Here is a 19,524-nt window from a genome sequence, read left to right as displayed (position 1 = left end):
GCATCGTTGACTGAACTACTCCCACATCACCTATCCACGGGGGAGTTGCGCTGATGCGACGATGGTTGCTGCCTGTCACAATCCTGATGTCGATGTTCGTGGGCCTGATCCCCGGTTATCCGGCCCACGCCGAGCCGAGCCCGGACCAGACGACCCGCAAGCTCGTTGCGTACGTCATCTCCGACCCGGATCTCATCGAGCATCCCGAGCGGGTGAGCGAGGAGTTCCGCAAGAACCTGAACCTCGATAACCTCGGCGTCAAGCCGGCGACCGCCGACGGGCCCTCGGAGTCGACCAGGGCGCGGCCGCGAGCCGCGGCGGCCGGTCCCGAGAGCTACGTGGTGGACTCCGGGCGTTTCCCGCGCGGGTCGCTGCCGGACGACGTGTACGACTACGCGACGCGCGAGCAGTGCGAGGAGCACAGCGACGAGGCCAAGCGCGAGCAGGGCTGGATCAAGAACCGGTATTCCTACTGCCAGAGCCACATGGTGTACATCGGGGCGATCGAATGCGGGCTGTTCCCGCCGTCGTGCCGGTTGAGCGGTGAGTACCTCTCGCAGAACATGCTGCGCGGCGAGGGCAAGCAGGGCGGCCACATCAACGACCCGAGCAAACTGCGGTGGGCAAGCTTCACCCTCGAGGTCGAGGTGCTGTGGGCCCGGGGGGTGTTCTCGGCGCCGACGGCGAAAATGAAAGCCACCATGGAGTGCGACGGCGGCTATCGCGACCCCGTCTTCGACGTCGACGACGACTACGCGTGCTTCCCGGGGCCGGACGACGACACCGAGAAGACGATCCCGGGCTGGCGGGCCAACAACTACGCCTTCTTCGAGCTGATGTCCGATGCCCGTGAGCCGGCCGCGGCGAACGGCGAGCAGATCGCGACGGGCGTGTTCCACATCGAGTACGACTTCGACCTGCCGGGCTGGTACTTCCAGTTCGTCGACACGGAGAGCGAAGAAGGTGGGATGCGCTTCGACAGCGCGTGGTATCTGAGCAGCGCCCGTGCCCGGCAGCTCGGATCGGTCTTCGACCGCGCCGTCCCGGGCATCTTCCTCAGCACGACCGACCCGGCCATCAAGGGCGCCGCCGTGCACATCGAGGAGGCCCGCGCGAACCCGTCGGCCAGTTGGCCGCCCAACCCGAACAAGGTCCTGCGTGGGGCGACCGCGAGCGACCCGCTGCACCGGATCCCGCGCGCCAAGAGCGCCGAGCACCGGTTCCGCGCGGACCGCAACCGGACCGTCTCCACCAACACCTGCGCCCGCACGTCGATGCCGCCACCGCCGGCCGACCCGACCGTTCCCAACTGGGACTGCGACGAGTACCCGATCGCAGCCACGTACGAGGGCTCGGCCGGACCGGAGTTCCACGACGAGGACCTCGAGCGCGGTCGGCCGGTGCAGCTGCCGGACAACTACTCCGTCCGGTTCGTCGCCCGCGCCGAGAACCAGGAGGCCGGTGGCCGCATCGGCATCTGGATGGAGAACGACCGGCTGCTGGACTACGACAACTTGTTCATCCCGGTCGGCGACGGCAACGTCAGCAACCCCCCGCCCGACAACCCCGACGTTGACGACTCGCCGGTGGTCAGCGCCGGTCCCGACCGCCGCGGCAACGAGGGCAGCCCGGTCGGCTTGAACGGCTCCGCCCGCGACGACGGCGGCGCCCCGAGCACCCGGTGGTCATACACCGCCGGTTCCGACGTGGACGCGGGCGCTACCTGCGCCTTCGAGGACGCCGGCACGCCGGTCACGACGATCAGCTGCACCGACGACGGCACCTTCACCGTCACGCTCACCGCCGACGACGGCGTCAACGGAGCGGTCAGCGACAGCGCGACGGTCACGCTGAGCAACGTCGCTCCGTCGCTGCGGGAGACCCCCGCGCCGAGCCCGCTGCGCGCGGCCGCCGCGGCCGTCGCGCCCACCCAGTGGCCCGTACATCGGGCCCGTACGGCGTTCGAGCTGAAGGTCCCGTTCAACGATCCCGGCACCAACGACACCCACACCTGCACCGTCGTCTGGGACGACGGCCGTACCGAATCAGTGACTGCCACCAACAACGTCTGCCGGGCCACGCACACCTTCACTGACGCCGGCATGTACACCATCGACGTCACCGTCCGCGACGACGACGCCGCCATCGACACCTCCGGCAGCATGATTGTGGTCTACGACCCCGACGCCGGCACCGCGAACATCGACGGCTCCACCGCCACCCCGGCCGGCGCCCTGGTCAGCGAGCCGAACGCGGCCGGCCAGACATGGCTGCACAACACCGCCCAGTACCAGAGCAGCAGTGCCACCACCCCGGTCGGCCAGGGCAAGGCGTGGACGGACGGGACGAGCTTCCGGCTCGAACCCAGCTCCCTGGAATGGCTCGTGCTCACCAAGGACGGCAAGGTCGCCTCCCGTGGTACGGGAACCCTCAACGGCCGATCCGGCTACACCTGGGTGATCTACGGCTGGGACGCCTGTTCGTCGGGCCGCACCGACTGCGTGGCCATCCCCACCGACCGGGCCCGCCTGGTCGTCTTCGAAACCACCACCGGGACGGTCATCTACGACCACAGCCCCGGCAGCACCGAGTTCGACGTCGACCGGATCGCCCCACGCGATCTGACCTCCGGCGCCGTCCAGCTGCACCGCACCGCAACGCGCTGAACCGGCATCCGGCGCCGGCCGATCACGGCCGGCGCCGGGCCGGAGCAACTTATATCCGGGCCCTCGGCACTCCTGCTTCCGCGACTCGCGTATGCGGGCGCCGATCAGGTGCCGACGCGGCGTGTCTCGTAGGCCCACATCACGATCTCGACGCGGTTGCGGGCGTTGAGCTTGCGCATCAGGGAGGCGATGTGGGTCTTGACCGTGCTGAGGCTGATGGACAGCTCATCGCCGATCTCGCTGTTGGTCCGCCCGCGAGCGGCAGCCAGCAGGACCTGTTCCTCGCGAGCGGTCAGCGGCTCGACAGGCTCAGGTGGCACCGAGCGCGAGCGGCTGTTCGCGAAGGAGGACAGGAGCCTCGCGGTGATGTTCGGTGCGATCAGGGCGTCGCCCCGGGCGGCGGCATGGATGGCCTGGGTGAGCATCTCGGCGCCGGCGTCCTTGAGGAGGAAGCCTCGGGCGCCTGCCTTGAGCGCGCCGTAGACGTACTCGTCGAGGTCGAAGGTGGTGATGACGACGACGGCCAGAGGATCGGCGACGTCGGCCCCGGCGAGCTGGCGGGTGGCTTCGATCCCGTCGACCTCGGGCATGCGGATGTCCAGCAGGCACACATCGGGACGCAGCGAACGGGCCATGGAGATCGCCCGGCGGCCGTCGGCGGCGTCGCCGACGACGACGATGCCCGGTTGGGCGTCCAGGATCATGCAGAGCCCTGCCCTGGCGATGTCCTGGTCGTCAGCGACCAGCACGCGGATGGTCATGACGCGCGCACTGTCCGAGGAAGCGAGGCGTCGACGCTCCAGCCGCCGTCCGGGGCAGGTCCCGCCCGGAGGGTGCCGCCGAGCAGGCTCGCCCGCTCGGCCATGCCGCGCAGCCCGTAGCCGGCGTGCGGGGAGCTGGTCGTGGTGGCCTCGCCGTCATCGCGCACCCGCAGGTGCACCTGGCCGCGGGATGCGGTGACGTCGACGGTGACGTGGGTGGCGCCGCAGGCGTGGCGGGTCGCGTTGGTGACCGCCTCGGCGGCGATCAGGTAGAGGGCGGTGCCGACTGCCGGCTCAACGGCCTCGGCGTCACCGGAGACCTGCACGCGGACGCCCAGCACCTCGCCGCCGGGACGAGCGAGTCGTTCGATGTCCACCACTCCTCGCCGAGGGGCGAGATCGGCGTCCGTACCGTCGCGCAGCACGCCCACGAGGGCTCGCATCTCCCTGAGCGTCCGGGACGCCTCTTCCTCGATGGTGACCAGGGTGGCCAGCGCACGCTCCGGATCCGTGGCGGCCAGCGCGCGACCTGCCTGTGCCTGGACGGCGATGGCCGAGACGTGATGGCCGACCGTGTCGTGCAGCTCGCGGGCGAGTTCGTTGCGCTGGTGGAGCCGGACCTGCTCGACATCGCGGTCGTGGCTTCTGGTGCGGTAGCGCACTGCCGCTCCGAGCGCGGCCGAGCACAAGAAAAAGCCGTAACCGGCGACCTTCTCCGCGGGTGAGGTCGACTCCGCGACGAGGGTGACGGGTAGCCAGACGAGGATGATGCCGAGTCCGAGGGCAACCTCGCGACCTGCCCCCCAGCGCAGCAGGGCGTAGGGCAACACGAGCAGCCCTGCGATACCCAGCAGGCCGGTGGCGTCAATGACCGCGATCCTCGCGATGTCGAAGACGAGAACGGCTCCGAAGGCAACGGTTACTGCGGCCAGCGGTCGCGTGCGTCGATACAGCAGGCACGCCGCGACCACGACGCTGACACCGACCAGCAGCGGCGCCCATGCCCTGTCGTCGCGCAGCAGCAACTCGACGACCGAGATCACGACAAGAGCCGAGGACAGCGCCCAGTCCCGCCACACCCGCACCGGCGGACGTGTGGGGCGAGGCTCAGCCCAGAGCTCAGCAAGCATGCTTCCCCCCTCCCAGAGAACGTAAGGGGGCCGCCCCTCAGGGCGGATCAGCCGAAAGTACGGCGAGTGTCCCGCGCCTGGGGCCAGGACAGCCGGAGCCCGCAAGCGGATGTGGCGCCCGCCAACGCTGGTCATGGTGGAGACATCGAGTGAGCCGACCCGGCTGACGCCAGCAAACAGGAGACGTGATGACCAGAACCGGCAGACCAGCCGGTGCGCTCCAGCAAGCGCACATCCCGGTCCAGGCGAAGCTCGCCGCGGCCTGGGCCAGCTTCATGTTCCTCTACATCTACGTCGACTACCTCGCCCTGTACAAGCCCGGCTTCATCAACCACATCCTGGCCGGCGCCGTGCACGAGTTCGACACCGGCCCAACCTTCGTCGCCCTCGCGCTCACACTCATGGCCATCCCGATCCTCATGATCCTGCTCTCCACGACACTCCCCGCCCGCGTCAACCGCGCCACCAACCTCGTCGTGGCAACGCTCTACATCCCCGTCACGGTGTACAACGCGGACGGCGAGTCCTGGACCTACCTCTACTTCTACGGCTTCTCCATCGGGCTCGAGCTGCTGCTCCTGGCCTTCATCCTGCGAGCCGCATGGACCTGGCCCCGGGCCATTCCAGCCACCGCCAGCCGCGACCTCGCCCAAACCCGGGTGTGACGCTCGAGGCAGGCCCCGTCTGCGGGGTCGGTTACAGCGGCTCCGGCAGCAGCGACCGCGAGCAGCAGCACGATCCAGAGCGGGACGGCACCGACGTCGCTCAGCTGTTGCCGACCGGGTGGTGCTCTCAGGCGGCTATGGCGCCTTCGCGGCGGCTGGCCGAAGAGCTCGGACCGGACAGGTCGCCGCGCGTGACCGCGTCGGCCACGATGCGTTCGGCGCGGCGGCGGCGCATCCGCAGGGCTGGTCCGGTCACGCCCTTCTCGGCGGCCAGCTGCTCGATCAGCGCGTCGCCGAACCGGGTGGCGCTGATCAATTCAGCGGCCTCGGCCGTGATCAGGCCGGCGGCGGCTGCCCGACCGAGCAGCAGGTCCGGATGCCCGTACGGCATCCTTGGTGAGCGCGACCCGGTGGGCAGGTCCAGCGGCAGTTCCTCGCCGTCGTGGGTCTTGATGACCGCGGTTCCGGCGCGCCAGGCTGCCCAGCACAGCCGCAGCCACAGTCGGGGCGGGGCGAGATCCGCACTGCGCAACGATTGCAAGAATCCGGCCAGGACTTCGGAGTCCACGTCGTCGGCGTGACGCGCGTAGCCGCGGCTGATTTTCGCCGCGAGGTGCGTCAGCGCGGGCAACGCCACGCCGATCGCGCCGACGACCCAGGCCGGTCCCCATTCGCGGGCGTGGTGGGCCAGCTGCCGCCACAGCTCGTCGGTGGTGTCGCTGTCGTAGCGCTCGACCATGAGTAGCTTGCGGAGCTCGTCCAGCGCCATCGTGGTGTCTGGCAGGCCCGGCACCGGCCGGGCGTCGAACACCAGCGGTGCGGGTTCGCAGGTCAGCAGTGCGAAAGCCTTCTCGGCGGTGGTCAGAGCCGTGTTGGCCGTCCTCGTGCGCGTGGTCGTTGCCATGGTGATGTCCCCCTTGCCGGGAGCGCTTCGCCTCGTGCGAAGACTCCGAGACCTCCGATTGGGACAGCGCGACCTGACACAACGAGTGTTTGTCAGACCCGGATAGGTCGTGACCGGGCGTGTCAGGTTCGCCGCTGTGCTCAGCACCGCCGGTTCGCTGATGCCGCTGTCCGACCGGTCTGGTGACCGGTGCTGTCAGGTCAGGGATGGGTTCGATCGGCCTGTCAGCGGCGCACTGGGAATCGTCAGTACGCCCGCCGGTCCGGGGGCCACCGTGCCCATGACCGACAGAAACCATCACCGTGCACCGGTTCCCGTGGGGGACGTGGTGCCCGGCGACCCGCCTGTGCCGATCACTGTTTGGCCGGTCCCCGCCCCGCACGAGGGCGAGGCCATGTCCAACGCGATGGGTGTGCGATTGGTCCACAACCTCACCCACCCGTCCGACCTCATCATCGACCTGGCCGAAGGACCACAGTTGGCGCGCGCGATCATCGCGGCACACCGCCGTAGTCATCTGCACGCGGCGCGCCCGGTCGGGTGGGGCCGTGAGTCGGCGACGCTGATCGTCACTGGCTGGCCGGTTGCCGACGCCTCTCCGGTTGAGTTTTTCCTTCGCTGCCGCGCCCATCTCGTGCCGGGCGGCTGCGTGGCGGTGGTGCTGGCGCACGGCGACGTCGCCCTGCCGGTCGACGTCGTCATCGCCGCGAAGCGGGCCGGGCTGGCGTATCTGCAGCACATCGTGGCGGCCGACCGGCTGCCCCGACGCGGCGAGCAGGCGCAGCTGGCGATCCACACCGATGTTCTGATCATGATCCGTAGCGCTATAGAGGGCGGGGGAGTCGATGGGTGAGAGCCTGTCGATCACGTCGGTGTGGCTGACCTGCCAGATACCCGCCCGTGACCAGCGGCGAGGCCGCTACGTCCGGCAGACCTCCAGCCATCCGGCCAAGATGCTGCCTCACCTGGCCGCGCACGCGATCAGTGCGTACACCGCGCCGGGCGATGTGGTCTTTGATCCGATGTGCGGGTGCGGCACCACGTTGGTGGAGGCCATGCACCTCGGCCGGCAGGGTATCGGGATCGACATCGAGCCCCGCTACACCGCGCTCGCCGATGCCAACGTCGCCCTCGCCGCGTCGCAGGGTGCGGCCGGTACGGCGACGGTGTTCACCGGGGACGCCACCGATTTGCTCGACCTGGTGCCCGCGTCGGCGGTCGGCCGGGTGAGCCTTGTGCTTACCTCGCCGCCGTACGGGCGCGGGACGCATGGCCTCGTGCAGACGACGAGGGCCGGGGTGCGTAAGCGGGACCACCTGTATGGGGACCGGGAGCGTGGCAACCTCGCCTACGCGGGGTGGTCCCGCCTGCTCGACGGGTTCGCCTCCATCCTGTCCGCCAGCTACCAGCTGCTGCGTCCCGGCGGGACCGTGGTGATCACCTCCCGGCCGGTACGTCGCCAACGCGATGACCTGATCGACCTGCCCGGCGAACTGCTCGCCGTCGCACGGTCAGCCGGGCTGGTCCCGGTGGAGCGGACGGCGGCGATGCTCGCCGCCGTCCGCGACGGGCAGGTCGTGCACCGCGCCAGCATGTTCGCAATGATGGCGGTCCGCCGCAGCCGCGACGACGGCATCCCCGTGCACCTGGTGGCGCACGAGGACGTGCTGGTCCTCCGCCGCCCTTGAGACTTGCCGGAGTTCAGGAGTATCGAACCCGACGAGACCGACGCCGGAGGGCTTGACCACGCCGCCGACCGAGATCAGCCAGGGGAGCCTCAGTTCCGGCGAGTCCCGCCGCGGGCCAGCAGACCCGACAGGGTTGCCGGGCTGTCAGGTTCTGTCAGGAGGCCGAACCCGACAGCTTCGTCAACGGCGCTCCCGGACCGGCTAGCTTGAGGACTCTCCTTACCTTTCACGTGCCTCTGATCTGACGCCTCGCGACGGCATCGCGCCCACCAACCCTGGTCGGCTGCCGCCGCCGGCCTCGGATCTGGCACGCACCAATCCCCCACCCTTCGCCCCCGCGCGACCAGGGCGCGGATCCACCAGCCCTTCAGGCGGCCACCAACCGGTGGCCGCCTCCTTGCTGTCCTACGGAGGACAACATGCGTCGCCCCACCCTCGGGTGGCACCTGCCTGCGGATCGGCGCGATGCGCGACGACTGCGCCGTCCCGCCGGCTTTCCACTCCTCTACCGACCCCACTCTGACGGGAGATCAACGTGTCGTTCCCCGAGAACCAACTGACGGTCCGATCCTCGGCCGACCTGGCTGCCGCGGTGCCGTATCTCATCGGCTTCCATCCCGGCGACGGCAGCATCGTCGTGATCGCCTGCCGAGACCGGCGGATCGTGTTCGCCGCCCGAGGTGACCTGCCGGCCCCCGCATCCGCCGCACATCACCTGCGCGATCTCACCGCTCACCTCGTTCCGGTCGTGCAGCGGCAGCAGCCGATCAGCGACCTCGTGATCGTCGGCTACGGCACCCAGGGACACATCGACCCGGCGCTGCGTGTCGTCGGCGAGGCGTTCACCGCCACCGGCCTGGCCGTGCGGGAACTGCTGCGGGTCACCGAAAGCCGCATCTTCAGCCTCACCTGCGACGATCCCGGCTGCTGCCCACCACAGGGAACCCCCGTCGACCCCACCACCTCACTCGTCGCCGTCCACGCGACCGTCGCCGGGCTCGTCGCAAGGCCGGACCGGGCGGCAGTGGCCAGCCGCTTCACCACCGTCGACAGCACCGGCGAGGGCATCCGACACGCCACGACCGAGGCGACCGCCCGCATGGCGGCCTTGAAGGCCAGCGGCAGCGCCACGGTGTACGAGGCCGGCGTCCACACGGTCCGCGGCGCGCTCCGACAGCACGACGACGGCACACGTCTCACCGACCACGAGGTGGCCCGGCTGACCGTGCTGCTGACACACAAGCCCGTGCGGGACCTCGCCGTCGACCTCACCCAACCGCACGACCAGCACGTCACCTTCTGGGCCGAGGTCACCCGCCGCGCCGACGAGCCGCTCGTGCCGGCGCCCGCGACCGTCCTCGCGCTCACCGCATGGCGCTGCGGTGACGGCGTCCTGGCCGTCATGGCCGCCGAGCGTGCCCTGCAGATCGACCCCGACTACCAGCTCGCCGACCTGCTCCTGCAGGCCCTGCACGCCGGCGTGCCGCCCTCCGCTGTCGAACAGGCGATCACCAGCACCCACCCCAACCCATCCATCCCGAGCCCGAACACCGCCTCAGTACAGGAGTAACCACGGTGGATCCCATTCGCAGCATCCTGCTGTCCCTCGCCCGCACCGCCGAAGAGGCCCGACTGCGCTGGCACGCCGAACGCGCCGCACTGCGCGCCCGCGGGGAAACGCCCACCCGCACCGAGGCGTTCTCCTACGACGTCCAAGCCAACCTGTGCCTGATCACCGCGATCACCGCAGCCGACCTTCCGGCGAACTTCCGCCTCTACGACACCACCCTGTCCCGAGACCCGCTCACGGCAGCCGCGCAACTTCGCCAGGTCACCTCCGCCTACGACCACAGCGGCCCGATCGAGGCCGCACACGAGGCAGCGCGCCTGGCCTACAAGGCGGCGTTCGCCGAGCCGCTCACCGCGCAGGAACAGCACTACGCCGACCTGCTCGCCGACCTGCCCGCCGCGCGACGCGACAAGATCCTCGAAGTGGCAGAGGAACGCGCCCGCCACCTGCCGGCATGAGCACCGGCCCACCTGCCGGCGGCACCCCCCCGCTCGCCGTCTGACCCGGGGCGCAACAGCACGCCGCGCTCCCTCGCGGCTGTGGCAGACCAGACCCGGTCGGCGCCTAGCAGCGCGGCTCACGACGGGGGAGTGGGCCCACGACGACGGAACCTCTCACCCGGCAGAACCATCCAGGTCATCGGCCGCTGCCGCACAACCTGCTACGGGCGCAGGACGCGCCGGGCATAGGCAGCAACCCAGGAAAGGAACCCATGAGCCTGTACACCCTCACACCCAAACCCGGATTCGAGCGGTACACCATCCAGGTCGGCTGGAACCCCCACCGCACGTACGTCGCCACCGTCGTCGACTTCACCTGGGACCCGGTCACCGAACCCCACCACCAACCCGACACCATCCAGCTCGGCCGGATCGAGACGATTCTCGACCCGGCCGAGGTGCTCATAGCCGTCGCACCCTACGCCGAGATACCAGCCGACCTACCCGCCAAACTCCGCGCCGACCAGGCCGCGCACCCGCTGCGCCGCTGACACCAACTCCCGGTCGGCCGACGTCACATCGCACGCCGATGCTCCAACCCACTCGCAGGCACACCATCACGAGCACTGCTGACTGAACCGACCCGATGACGCCTCCTCGGGACGTCGTCACCGATGCCGTGAGCCCGAGCGGCACGAACCCGTAAACCCGGCCCGCCCCAGAGGCGGGCCGTCGTCGTATCAGGACCCGGGACGCGCCGCCTACCAAACGTTCGCGTCCCGGGTTCTCCCGCAAAGGAGGAACCCAGTGTCCCTACCACTGATCATGATCGCCACCGCCGCGGTGGCGCTCGCCCTGGGCAGGCTCACCGCCTGGCCGACAATTCACCGCCTCCGCACCCACCTCGCCGACGCCACCCGGTCGATGCTCCACGACCCGCTCACCGGCATGCTCAACCGCGCCGGCCTGCACGCCGCGCACGCGACCTTCGCCGAAACTGCCCCCGCGCAGCCCTTGATCGTCGCCCTGATCGACCTCGACGACTTCAAACGCGTCAACGACACCCACGGCCACCGCCGGGGAGACGACCTCCTCATCGACATCGGCCAGCGCATCACCGACATCGCCGCCCTTCACGGAGGCACCGCCGCGCGGCTCGCCGGCGACGAATACGCCGCAATCCTGCCGGCCCGCACCGACGACCTGAACCGCATCGCCGACACCATCACCACGATCATCGCCCAACCCGTCGCGTCTCCCGCAGACGGCGGCCCCGCCACGGTCACCATCACCGCCAGCGTGGGCCTGGCGCTCGTCGACACCAGCGACCCCTTCACTGACGTGGCCCTGCACCGCGCGGACATCGCCATGTACCACGCCAAGCGAAACGGCCGGAACCGCCACGCCATCTACCAGCCGGGCATGACCATGCCGCCCGCACAGCACCGTCGCGGGCCTCGCCTGCGTGACCGGCGCCAGCCGACCGGCGGGGCCACGGCATGACCGCCCCGCACGAAGAGATGGCCTGCCAGACCTGCCTCGCCCCGCTGAACACCCTCGGCATGCCACCCACCTACGTACACCCAACCCACCTCGCCACCGACGGACACCAACCCGCGCCCGTCCCGGTCAGCCAGCTCGACACCGTGCGCCGAAGCTGCGACTTCTGCGGCGACCCCTACCCGATCTGGACACTGCGCGGCGGCGACGTGACCGCCATCGCCATCGGCCCCACCGCAGGGCTCGTCCAGGACTTCGGCCACTCCTGGGCAGCATGCGCGGCCTGCCAAACCCACATCGACGACGGCCGCAACGACAAGGTCATCGACCGCGCCGTACAGGCACTCGGCCTCGCCAACCATCCCCAGGCACGACAACGAATCGAGGAGCTGCACCAGGCGTTCCTCAACGCCCGACTCCCCGGCCGAACACTCATCACGACGACCGCCTGGCCGGCCACCACCATCACCGCCGCAGAGCTGCCCAAGGTCCGTGACCGGCTCACCCGCTTCTACCGAGGCACCGACAACCTGCCCGCCACGCTCGCAATCACCGACGCACGTCAGCAGATAGCCGCCGGTCTCGAGCGATCACACCTGTACTGGATCGACAACGACTTCACCGACCTGGCCGAGCACGCCGCAGCCCAGCTCCCCGACGTACACCTCAGCCGCGACCTCACCCCCGCGACCGACGGAATGCTCATCTGGCCCCGACCAGTCACACACCGACAGCTCACCGCCGCGTCCTGGACCAACACCATCCACGGTTTGCGCGTCGTCCTCTACCGCACCGTCGGCGCCGGACTGCACGGCAAGCCGCTGCAGCGGCTACGCGAACAGGTCGGCTGGCTCGCACCGACGAGCGCAGCCCACCTCCCCGAACAGCACCTGATACCCGGTGACCATCCGGCGGCAGCGCTGGTCGCGACGTGGCTGCTGATCGCCCAGCAAACCGCAGACGTCACCACGGCACGAGTCGACAAAGCCGTCGCCAAGACCTACGCCCGCACCAACCGGCCCTTACCCGAGCTGCGCATCGTGCGCATCCGCGGTCGCCGCACCACCCCAGGCCCGGACGAACCGACGCCAGGCAGCCACGAGCGCTCTCAGACCAGCCGGTCCTGGGTCTCCGGCCACTGGCGCAACCAAGCCCACGGCCCCGGCCGAGCGCTGCGCCGCCCCGTCTACATCCACCCCTTCCTCAGAGGCCCCGACGACGCGCCGATCAAACTGAGCACCACCGTACGCATGCTCAGCAGCCGCCGTCCGAGCCCGGAAGAGCAGTAGCAGCAGCGATGCCGGTGGTGGCGTCGGTCACCGAGTTGCGCCACCACCGGCCTCGAATGCAAACGTCGCAGATAGCTGAACGGCCGCCGCCTCGCGCGTCCCTTCGCCTGAGGTTGCAATTGTTCCTTCAGGAACGTGGGTAAGCGGGGGACCTCGCACCCTCGGCGCGGTCTCAACGGAGCGTCAGACGTCGACGACAGGCAGGGGCAGGACCAGAAGGTCCATGGGCGGCCCCACGGGAGCACCGATGTCGCAACCTGTCTCCATCCGGCTCGTTCGTACATGGCTCGGGCGGGCGTCCGGGGATCCGAAGCGAGGGTCGCCCAATGTTCGAGCCGGTCTGCTAGCAATCGCCGCATCAACTCCGAACCGACGCCCTCGCCTCGACGCTCGGGATGCACGATCCACTCCATCACTGCGAACTTGTCCGCGTCGAGCACCTCGCGGGAGGGTTCCTGCTCGGCGCGGGACCACCAGGTGCCAGCGGGCATCGTCCACCCGTACGCCGCTCCGATCACATGCCCACCCTCATCCGCAGCAATCAACGTGAACCCGGGCCGGGTGGCTTCCCCAGGCAGGCCCTCGCGAAATCTGGCGACCTGCTCCGGCCCCTCGTTGTAGGGGGGCTCCGCATACACGAGGGCGTACAGGCTTTCGAGAGGACCGAAGAGATGGCTGACGGCCGGGCCAGTCTGGGCGGTGTAGCTGAGCATGACCGGATGTTACGGGCCGATCCCTGTGCGGCAGCGCCGGCGAGTTGTGCTCGTGTTGCAGTCAGAGCCGTACCCGGCTGAGCAGATCGTCGTATAGTGGCCGGCTTCGCTCGGGCTCGGGCACAGCTGCAGCGACTTGGCGGGCGACGCTACGAACTATTTCGTTGTGCTGATCGGCCGGTAGCCCGTCCATCAGGTCGGCCGCCAGACGCAGCCCGTCCGGCACATGCCCATTGCGGATGAGCGCCGCCGCTTGGTGTAGCTGCACCTGAGTGCGTAGCCGCGTCTGCGACGCGGGATACAGCTTGAGCGCGCGGTCCTGCGCTTGCTCTGCCCTTCGATAGTTGCCCGCGTGCGTGTACACCCACGACTCGGTGTGTCGAAGCCGGTGCTCTGGCCAGCCCCACAAGCTCCGTCGTCATCGGGTTCTCGTCGTAGTCGACGCTCATCCGCTCCGTCCCTCCGGTGGTCGGGCGGGCGGGGCGTGGGGCTGGGCCGGGTCCTCTGCGTCGACGGCCGGTCAGCACTGAGCGGACGCGGATGTGCAGAGTGGCGGCACCTATCTGCCTCGCCTGCGGGACGGGCGGCTTTTGCATGGCGCGCTGGTCGCGACCGGTGTGGTCGCCACAGCGGTCCTCGTCATCACCTCCGGCAGGGGGTGCTCCGCCCGGTTCAGGCCGAAGCTCAGGCGGCGTCCGTCGGATGCGAGGTCCGCAAACGGACCGAGACGTTCCCGGCCAACGCGCACCCGGCCAAGGACTTCTTCGAGCCCGGCGAGACGGCCCCGGCCACCTCGTTCGGCCATGTCATCGGCGACGGGTACGTGATGTCAACTACCGGTCCGACCTGCCCGCCGACCAGCTCGCCCAGGTGCGCGCGTTCGTCACCGACCCCGCCGCGCCGGAAGGTCGTCGGCGGCCCCGCGACCGGCCAGAAAGAGGCCGTCAAAGCAGTCCACGCCTAGGCACCGTCGCCTGCCAGGCCGTCAACGCCGACGCGCTGCGCCAGTTCGCCCGTGACTGGTTTGCCGACCCGCGCTTGAAGCTCATCGACTAGCCTGTCGGCTCAGGTCGTGCTCGGGGATGCCCTGGACCCGGTGCGACGCGGCCTGCAATACCTCCGTCACGAGCCGACGCACGTGCCCGCCTCGGGCCGTGTAGAGGGCGCGGCGGCCCTCCCGCCGTACCGTGACCAGCCCGGCCAACCGCAGCTTCCCGAGATGCTGTGACACCGCCGGCCGCGCCGGGCGGTGCTGGTCTGGTGGAAGCCGAGCGCGTCGGCTACCACCGTCGCCGGGGCCTGCATCCGAACTGCCGCCGATCTGCGTGGTTGCCAACCGCTGGCGGCTGACATTCAGGATCCCCGCAGGAGGACCGCGTGTCGCAGTGGTGGACATATGTTCTAAGCCGGACACTGTGTGGGGCCGGTGGCGGACCACTCACCACGCTAGGCTGCGATGTCGCTTTCCTGGGGAGGATGAAGCGTGATGCGCACTGATGAGCATCGGTCGGGGTTGTGGTCGGATGAGCCCCACAACGTTGACCTGCTGGCGTTCTCCGCCGTGGCGACGACCGTGATCGACGCCGTCCTAGACGAGACCCTCGACCCCCTGGCCATTGGCGTCTCCGGGGCGTGGGGCAGTGGGAAGACCACCGTCCTCAAGCTCATCGAGAGCGGTCTCAGGGAGCGCAATCTCGGCCCCGACAAGCAGATCCTCATTGTCAGTACCGACCCCTGGCGCTACGACCCGGCCGCCGGGGCGAAGGAAACCCTGATCGGTGAGATCCTTGCCGCCGTCATCGGCAAGCTGCACGAGTTGCACACCGACACCGGGTCGCGTGTCGCGCTGGAGCTGGCCAAGAAACTCGCCAAACGGGTCCAGTGGGCCAAGGCGCTGAAGCTGACCGCCCGTACCGGCCTGACGATGCAGCTGCCCAAGGTCGAGGAGCTGCTGGAGCTGGTCGCCGAGCCCTCCGGTGATGGGGCCGGCGCGCCGCGTGGTCTCGACCAATTCCGAACCGAGTTCGGCACGCTCATGGCGTCCAAGGATCTTTCCGGGGTTGAACGCGTGGTCGTCCTGGTGGACGACCTCGACCGGTGCCTTCGCGACACGGTGATCGAGACCCTTGAGGCGATCCGCCTGTTCCTGGCCGTGCCCAAGATGGCGTTCGTCATCGCCGCCGACGAGGATCGGGTCGCCGACGCGATCCGGGAGCGCTTCCCGAAACCCGGCGGCACCCTGGATCCGGCCGACGAGTTCGGCCCGGAGGAGCCGGCCAGTCTGTACCTGCACAAGATCGTGCAGACCACCGTGCCGATTCCCGCGCTGAGCAGGTTCGACACCGAGGCCTACCTGGTCCTGCTTCAGCTGTCACACTCCATCGAACGCGAGGAGCTGGACTTCTACACCCGGCACTGCGACGAGCAGCGGCGCGCGGGCGGCAATCTCGACGATCTCGGCACAGTGCTCAAGGGCCGCAACGTCACCACGGAGATGGCGTTCGCGGCTCGGTTGACCCCGATCCTGTACGAGAAGTTGCGCGGCAACCCACGCCGGATCAAGCGTTTCCTCAACGACCTGCGGGTGCGTCAGTCGGTGGCCGGGCACCGAGGGATTACCCTGGACGGGGACGTCGTCGCGAAGCTGATGGTCCTGGAGAAGCTGATCAAGGGTGGGTTCACGAAAGTTCTGGACTGGCTAGCCAAGGGCGAGCTGCGAGACCAGATCCGCGCGCTGGAAAAGGCGGCCGGACGGGCGATCAGCGACCCGACGCCGCAGCCGGACACCAGTGCGGAACCGGCGCCGAAGCCTGCCGGCAAAAAGCGGGCCACTGCGACAGCGCCGGCAGGAGTTCCGGCGGCGGAGTTCGACGATGACCTGCTGCGCTGGGCCAAACTCCCGCCTGCGCTGGCCAACAACGACCTCGCCCCGTACCTGTACCTGGCCGCATCGTTCACCGGCAGACCGCTGTTCGACACCGGCTTGCCGAGCCGGCTGCGCGACCTGGCCGCGAACCTGCTGTCCCGTTCGCGGACCGAGCAGAAGTCCGTGACCGACGAGGACCTCGACGCGCTCGGCGTCGCCGACGCCACCCTGCTGGTCGACTACCTCACCCGGGTCGGCCGGGACCAGCCCAGCAACCAGCTCACCGTGGTCAGCGCCATCCTGCGGCTCGTCGCCCGGCACCCGCAGCTGGCCGGCCCGGCCAACGAGACGCTGATGACCTTGCCCGCGGACGACCTGAAGCCCTCCACGATCCTCGCGTTCGAGAAGGACACCGAGGCCTTCGCCCCGCTGCTACGGCATTGGCGTGACACCGCGACAAACACCCAAGTGAAGCGGACGCTCACCCTCCTACCAGGCCTCGCGGAGTAATCCGTGGGCACTAAAGGGTCTTACACCGGCGGGGGCGGCAAGGCGGGCAAAGACCTGCGCGACGCCGTCTCGAAGTGGGCCGACATCGCCGCGGCGGCCGGCAACAACCAGCCCCGCCCGGCGCTACCGCCGGCCGCGCTGCGTCCGGCCCTGCGGCTGTTCCGCAGCGGCGCGGACGGCCCCGGAGGAGGCGGGCGCGCCAGCGGAGCCGGCGGGGGTGGCGGTGGGGGAGGTGCCCAGCGATCCGTCGCCGCCTCAGCGCGCGCGGCAAGCCGGGCCGCAGCCGCTGCCTACGGCCTGCGCACCGGCGACGCGCAGGCATTGGCCGACCTCGGACTCGACTACAACGCGCTGCGCGCAAACCAGGATCCGTTACAGGTCACCAAAGCCATCGTCGACGCGGCCTGCGGCCCCCTGGCAGACGGCACGATCGAGGACCACGAGCAGCGGCTGGTGGCCGCCGAGATCGCCGGCTGGATCCTGGACGCCCACTCCGGCGGGAGCCCCCCGACCCCCGACGAGATCGTCCGCGAGACCATCGCACTGATTATCTTCGAGGCCGCCTGCACCGAGACGGCCGCCCGCCTGCAGCAGGGCGACCCGTCCGCGACGGCGATCTTGGCCGCCGAGGATGAGATGCGTGCCACCGCGCGCGTGCTGGCCGGGAACGCCGAGCTGAGTGCCACCGGGGCAACCGAACAGGAGCTGAACACGGCCATCGCGAAAGGCATCGAGTCGCTGCGCGTGATCTGGGGTGACGCATGACCACCTTCACGATGAAATTCCAGCTTCCCGAACAGCTCACGCCGGCACAAGCCGGGTCGACCTTCTACTGGACACCGAATGGCACCGGCTCCTTCACCACCCGTCTGCGCCCCCGGCTCGGCCTGTTCGGTCCGGTCAGACCCGCCAACGCCGACCTTGTCCGGCTTGCCGTGCTGGTCTACGCCGCCGACCGGTCGGTGCTGCGCCGAGCTAGCGGTGCCAGCTGGTCGCGCCGCGACCTGCAGCTGGACGTGCCGGTCACCGACCCGGCGGCCTGGCAGGGCACCCAGGCCCGCTGGGAGGCCCTGCTGGGTTTCCTTTCCGGTGACTCGTGGTCGTTGACCTTTCGCCGCAGCCGGCTGCCCGCCGAGCCGCTCTCCCCATACCGCTACCCGGGCTCTGAACGGGTGGTGCTGCTCAGCGGCGGCGCCGACTCGGCCGTCGGGGCCCTGCTCAGCCAGCACGAGCTCGGCGGCCGTCGGCAGCTGCTGTTCTCCCATGTCGGAGCGACCACCATCGCCCCGCTGCAGCGCGACATCGCCGCCCGCATCACCGCCCTGACCGGCGCCGCCGACCTGCCGCATCAGCAGATCCGCTTCAGCCGCAACTTGAGGCAACCGGGCGGCCACTCGTTCCCGGACGAGCGATCCACCCGGACCCGCTCGCTGCTGTTCCTCGCACTGGGGCTGGCCGTAGCGTCCATCGAAGAGCTCGACCTGCACATCCCGGAGAACGGATTCGCCTCCCTGAACCTGCCGCTGAGCGCCGACCAACGCGGCAGCCTGTCTACCCGCACCACGCACCCGTACTTCCTGCACGAACTGAGCCAGGTTGCCGCCGCCAGCGGAGCGCACGCTTCCGTGATCAACCCCCTGGCCGCCATGACCAAGGGCGAGATGTTCACCCGCACCGGCGAGCTGATCGGCGTTCACGCCGCCTCCGGATTCCTCTCGGGCACTCACTCCTGCGGCCACACCGGACACCGCAGTCACCACTACCCGGTGATGTCGCACTGCGGGGTCTGCTTCGGCTGCCTGCTGCGACGCGCGTCCTTCAACGCCAGCGGCATCCGCGACCAGACCACCTACCTGAACGACGCCGGCGACCCGAACCTGGCCGGCTACCTGCGAGACAAATCGATGGAGACTGCGCTGCGGGGCTTCCTGGCCCGCGGCCTGCGGACCGCCGACCTGTTGAGCCTCACCCTGCCGGAGCACTACCCCCTGGCCGCCGCGAAAGCCTTGATCGAGCGGGGCATGCACGAGCTGGAGACCGTCGCCCGATGAGCGCCCGCCAGCCCGCCCTCGACATGCACGCCCACATCGATCCCGCCATCGACCCGGCCGACCTCATCACCCTGCCCGGCGTCGTCTTCGCGGCCTGCCGCACCCTCGCCGAGTCCGACACCGCGCTGCGGCGCCGTGATGCTCGCGTCATCTGGGGCGCCGGCTGCCACCCCGGCCTCGCCCGCAACCACAGCAGCTTCGATCCCGGCTGGTTCGAACAGCTCGTGGCACAGACGCCGTACGTGAGCGAGATCGGCCTCGACGGCAGCAAGGCGAACCTGCCCCGGCAGACTGCCACTCTCGACACCATCCTTGAGATCTTGCAGCAGCACCCGCGCCTGACCAGCCTCCACTCGACCGGCGCCCACGACGAGCTCTTGGCCGCGCTGGCCCGCCGGCCCATCCGCGGCGCGATCCTGCACTGGTGGCTCGGCACACCGGACCAGACCCGCCGCGCCGTCGACCTCGGCTGCTACTTCTCGATGAATCACAGCGCCGCCCGGCGCCTCTCCGCCATCGGTGAGATTCCCCGCGAGCGGATCCTGCCCGAAACCGACCACCCGTTCGGTGACCGTTCCGCCCCACCGCCTCGGCTGCCGGGCAACACTGCCAGCGTCGAAACCGCTCTCGCCGCGCACTACCGCATCACGCCCGCGCAGTTGCGCGCCGTGACCTGGCAGAACCTGAGTCGGCTGGTCACGTCGACCGGCTGCGCCGCTTTGCTCAACCGGACTCTGATCACTCACCTCGCCGCCGCCGGATGACATCCGC

19 protein-coding genes are annotated in these 19,524 nt (G+C 69.7%); 13 read left to right on the top strand and 6 right to left on the bottom strand.

What is annotated here, in order from left to right:
* Positions 1 to 86: 86 nt before the first annotated feature.
* A complete protein-coding gene (locus ABZ780_RS29200; RefSeq protein ID WP_357488109.1) occupies positions 87 to 2,666 on the top strand; it encodes a PKD domain-containing protein in 2,580 nt (859 codons plus the stop codon).
* 104 nt (positions 2,667 to 2,770) lie between these two features.
* Here ABZ780_RS29200 and ABZ780_RS29195 read toward each other — a convergent pair whose 3' ends face one another.
* Both ABZ780_RS29195 and ABZ780_RS29190 read right to left on the bottom strand, forming a co-directional pair.
* Positions 2,771 to 3,427: a response regulator transcription factor gene (locus ABZ780_RS29195; RefSeq protein ID WP_357488108.1), complete on the bottom strand. Its 657-nt coding sequence runs from the start codon at positions 3,425 to 3,427 to the stop codon at positions 2,771 to 2,773.
* Entirely contained in the window at positions 3,424 to 4,557 is a 1,134-nt protein-coding gene (locus ABZ780_RS29190) for a sensor histidine kinase (RefSeq protein ID WP_357488107.1), read from the bottom strand. Before ABZ780_RS29190 ends, ABZ780_RS29195 begins: the two co-directional genes overlap by 4 nt.
* A gap of 188 nt (positions 4,558 to 4,745) precedes the next feature.
* Here ABZ780_RS29190 and ABZ780_RS29185 point away from each other — a divergent pair, with 188 nt between their 5' ends.
* Positions 4,746 to 5,222 (top strand): DUF6326 family protein, encoded by a 477-nt coding sequence (locus ABZ780_RS29185; protein ID WP_357488106.1) that lies wholly within the window; start codon positions 4,746 to 4,748, stop codon positions 5,220 to 5,222.
* 127 nt (positions 5,223 to 5,349) lie between these two features.
* On the opposite strand, the gene ABZ780_RS29180 is transcribed toward ABZ780_RS29185, so the two are convergent.
* Positions 5,350 to 6,033, bottom strand: coding sequence for a hypothetical protein (locus ABZ780_RS29180; RefSeq protein ID WP_357488105.1), 684 nt, complete (start codon positions 6,031 to 6,033; stop codon positions 5,350 to 5,352).
* Between the two features lie 229 nt (positions 6,034 to 6,262).
* Between ABZ780_RS29180 and ABZ780_RS29175 the strand changes: the two genes are divergently transcribed.
* The 7 genes from ABZ780_RS29175 (at position 6,263) to ABZ780_RS29145 (ending at position 12,613) form a co-directional block, all read left to right on the top strand.
* The gene (locus tag ABZ780_RS29175; protein ID WP_357488104.1) at positions 6,263 to 6,979 is read left to right on the top strand and encodes a hypothetical protein; all 717 of its coding nucleotides are present in this window, start codon (positions 6,263 to 6,265) and stop codon (positions 6,977 to 6,979) included.
* Positions 6,972 to 7,814 carry a DNA methyltransferase gene (locus ABZ780_RS29170; RefSeq protein ID WP_357488103.1) on the top strand — a complete coding sequence of 281 codons (843 nt, stop codon included), beginning with the start codon at positions 6,972 to 6,974 and terminating at the stop codon, positions 7,812 to 7,814. Before ABZ780_RS29175 ends, ABZ780_RS29170 begins: the two co-directional genes overlap by 8 nt.
* 535 nt (positions 7,815 to 8,349) lie before the next feature.
* Positions 8,350 to 9,384, top strand: coding sequence for a DUF4192 domain-containing protein (locus ABZ780_RS29165; protein ID WP_357488102.1), 1,035 nt, complete (start codon positions 8,350 to 8,352; stop codon positions 9,382 to 9,384).
* Between the two features lie 5 nt (positions 9,385 to 9,389).
* Entirely contained in the window at positions 9,390 to 9,842 is a 453-nt protein-coding gene (locus ABZ780_RS29160) for a hypothetical protein (protein ID WP_357488101.1), read from the top strand.
* Between the two features lie 254 nt (positions 9,843 to 10,096).
* Positions 10,097 to 10,375: a hypothetical protein gene (locus tag ABZ780_RS29155; RefSeq protein ID WP_357488100.1), complete on the top strand. Its 279-nt coding sequence runs from the start codon at positions 10,097 to 10,099 to the stop codon at positions 10,373 to 10,375.
* A 292-nt stretch (positions 10,376 to 10,667) separates the two neighbouring features.
* Entirely contained in the window at positions 10,668 to 11,327 is a 660-nt protein-coding gene (locus tag ABZ780_RS29150; protein WP_357488099.1) for a GGDEF domain-containing protein, read from the top strand.
* Complete coding sequence (locus ABZ780_RS29145) at positions 11,324 to 12,613, top strand: hypothetical protein (RefSeq protein WP_357488098.1); 1,290 nt, start codon at positions 11,324 to 11,326, stop codon at positions 12,611 to 12,613. Before ABZ780_RS29150 ends, ABZ780_RS29145 begins: the two co-directional genes overlap by 4 nt.
* Here the strand turns inward: ABZ780_RS29145 and ABZ780_RS29140 are convergent.
* The 3 genes from ABZ780_RS29140 to ABZ780_RS29130 form a co-directional block, all read right to left on the bottom strand.
* Positions 12,511 to 13,326: a GNAT family N-acetyltransferase gene (locus ABZ780_RS29140; RefSeq protein WP_357488097.1), complete on the bottom strand. Its 816-nt coding sequence runs from the start codon at positions 13,324 to 13,326 to the stop codon at positions 12,511 to 12,513. The genes ABZ780_RS29145 and ABZ780_RS29140 overlap by 103 nt on opposite strands.
* Before the next feature lie 61 nt (positions 13,327 to 13,387).
* Positions 13,388 to 13,690 carry a hypothetical protein gene (locus tag ABZ780_RS29135; protein WP_357488096.1) on the bottom strand — a complete coding sequence of 101 codons (303 nt, stop codon included), beginning with the start codon at positions 13,688 to 13,690 and terminating at the stop codon, positions 13,388 to 13,390.
* Between the two features lie 681 nt (positions 13,691 to 14,371).
* On the bottom strand, positions 14,372 to 14,557 hold the full coding sequence (locus ABZ780_RS29130) for a hypothetical protein (RefSeq protein ID WP_357488095.1): 186 nt from the start codon (positions 14,555 to 14,557) through the stop codon (positions 14,372 to 14,374).
* Between the two features lie 255 nt (positions 14,558 to 14,812).
* Between ABZ780_RS29130 and ABZ780_RS29125 the strand changes: the two genes are divergently transcribed.
* From ABZ780_RS29125 to ABZ780_RS29110, 4 genes are read left to right on the top strand one after another with little or no spacing between them, the layout of a single operon-like run.
* Positions 14,813 to 16,702, top strand: coding sequence for a P-loop NTPase fold protein (locus ABZ780_RS29125; protein ID WP_357488094.1), 1,890 nt, complete (start codon positions 14,813 to 14,815; stop codon positions 16,700 to 16,702).
* Between the two features lie 3 nt (positions 16,703 to 16,705).
* A complete protein-coding gene (locus ABZ780_RS29120; protein WP_357488093.1) occupies positions 16,706 to 17,467 on the top strand; it encodes a hypothetical protein in 762 nt (253 codons plus the stop codon).
* Positions 17,464 to 18,753 carry a hypothetical protein gene (locus tag ABZ780_RS29115; protein ID WP_357488092.1) on the top strand — a complete coding sequence of 430 codons (1,290 nt, stop codon included), beginning with the start codon at positions 17,464 to 17,466 and terminating at the stop codon, positions 18,751 to 18,753. Before ABZ780_RS29120 ends, ABZ780_RS29115 begins: the two co-directional genes overlap by 4 nt.
* A complete protein-coding gene (locus ABZ780_RS29110; protein WP_357488091.1) occupies positions 18,750 to 19,517 on the top strand; it encodes a TatD family hydrolase in 768 nt (255 codons plus the stop codon). Before ABZ780_RS29115 ends, ABZ780_RS29110 begins: the two co-directional genes overlap by 4 nt.
* Positions 19,518 to 19,524: the final 7 nt, after the last annotated feature.

The sequence above is a fragment of the Micromonospora sp. NPDC047467 genome (assembly GCF_040643095.1).
Classification (GTDB): Bacteria; Actinomycetota; Actinomycetes; order Mycobacteriales; family Micromonosporaceae; genus Micromonospora.
This window is presented reverse-complemented; position numbering and strand designations above follow the sequence as displayed.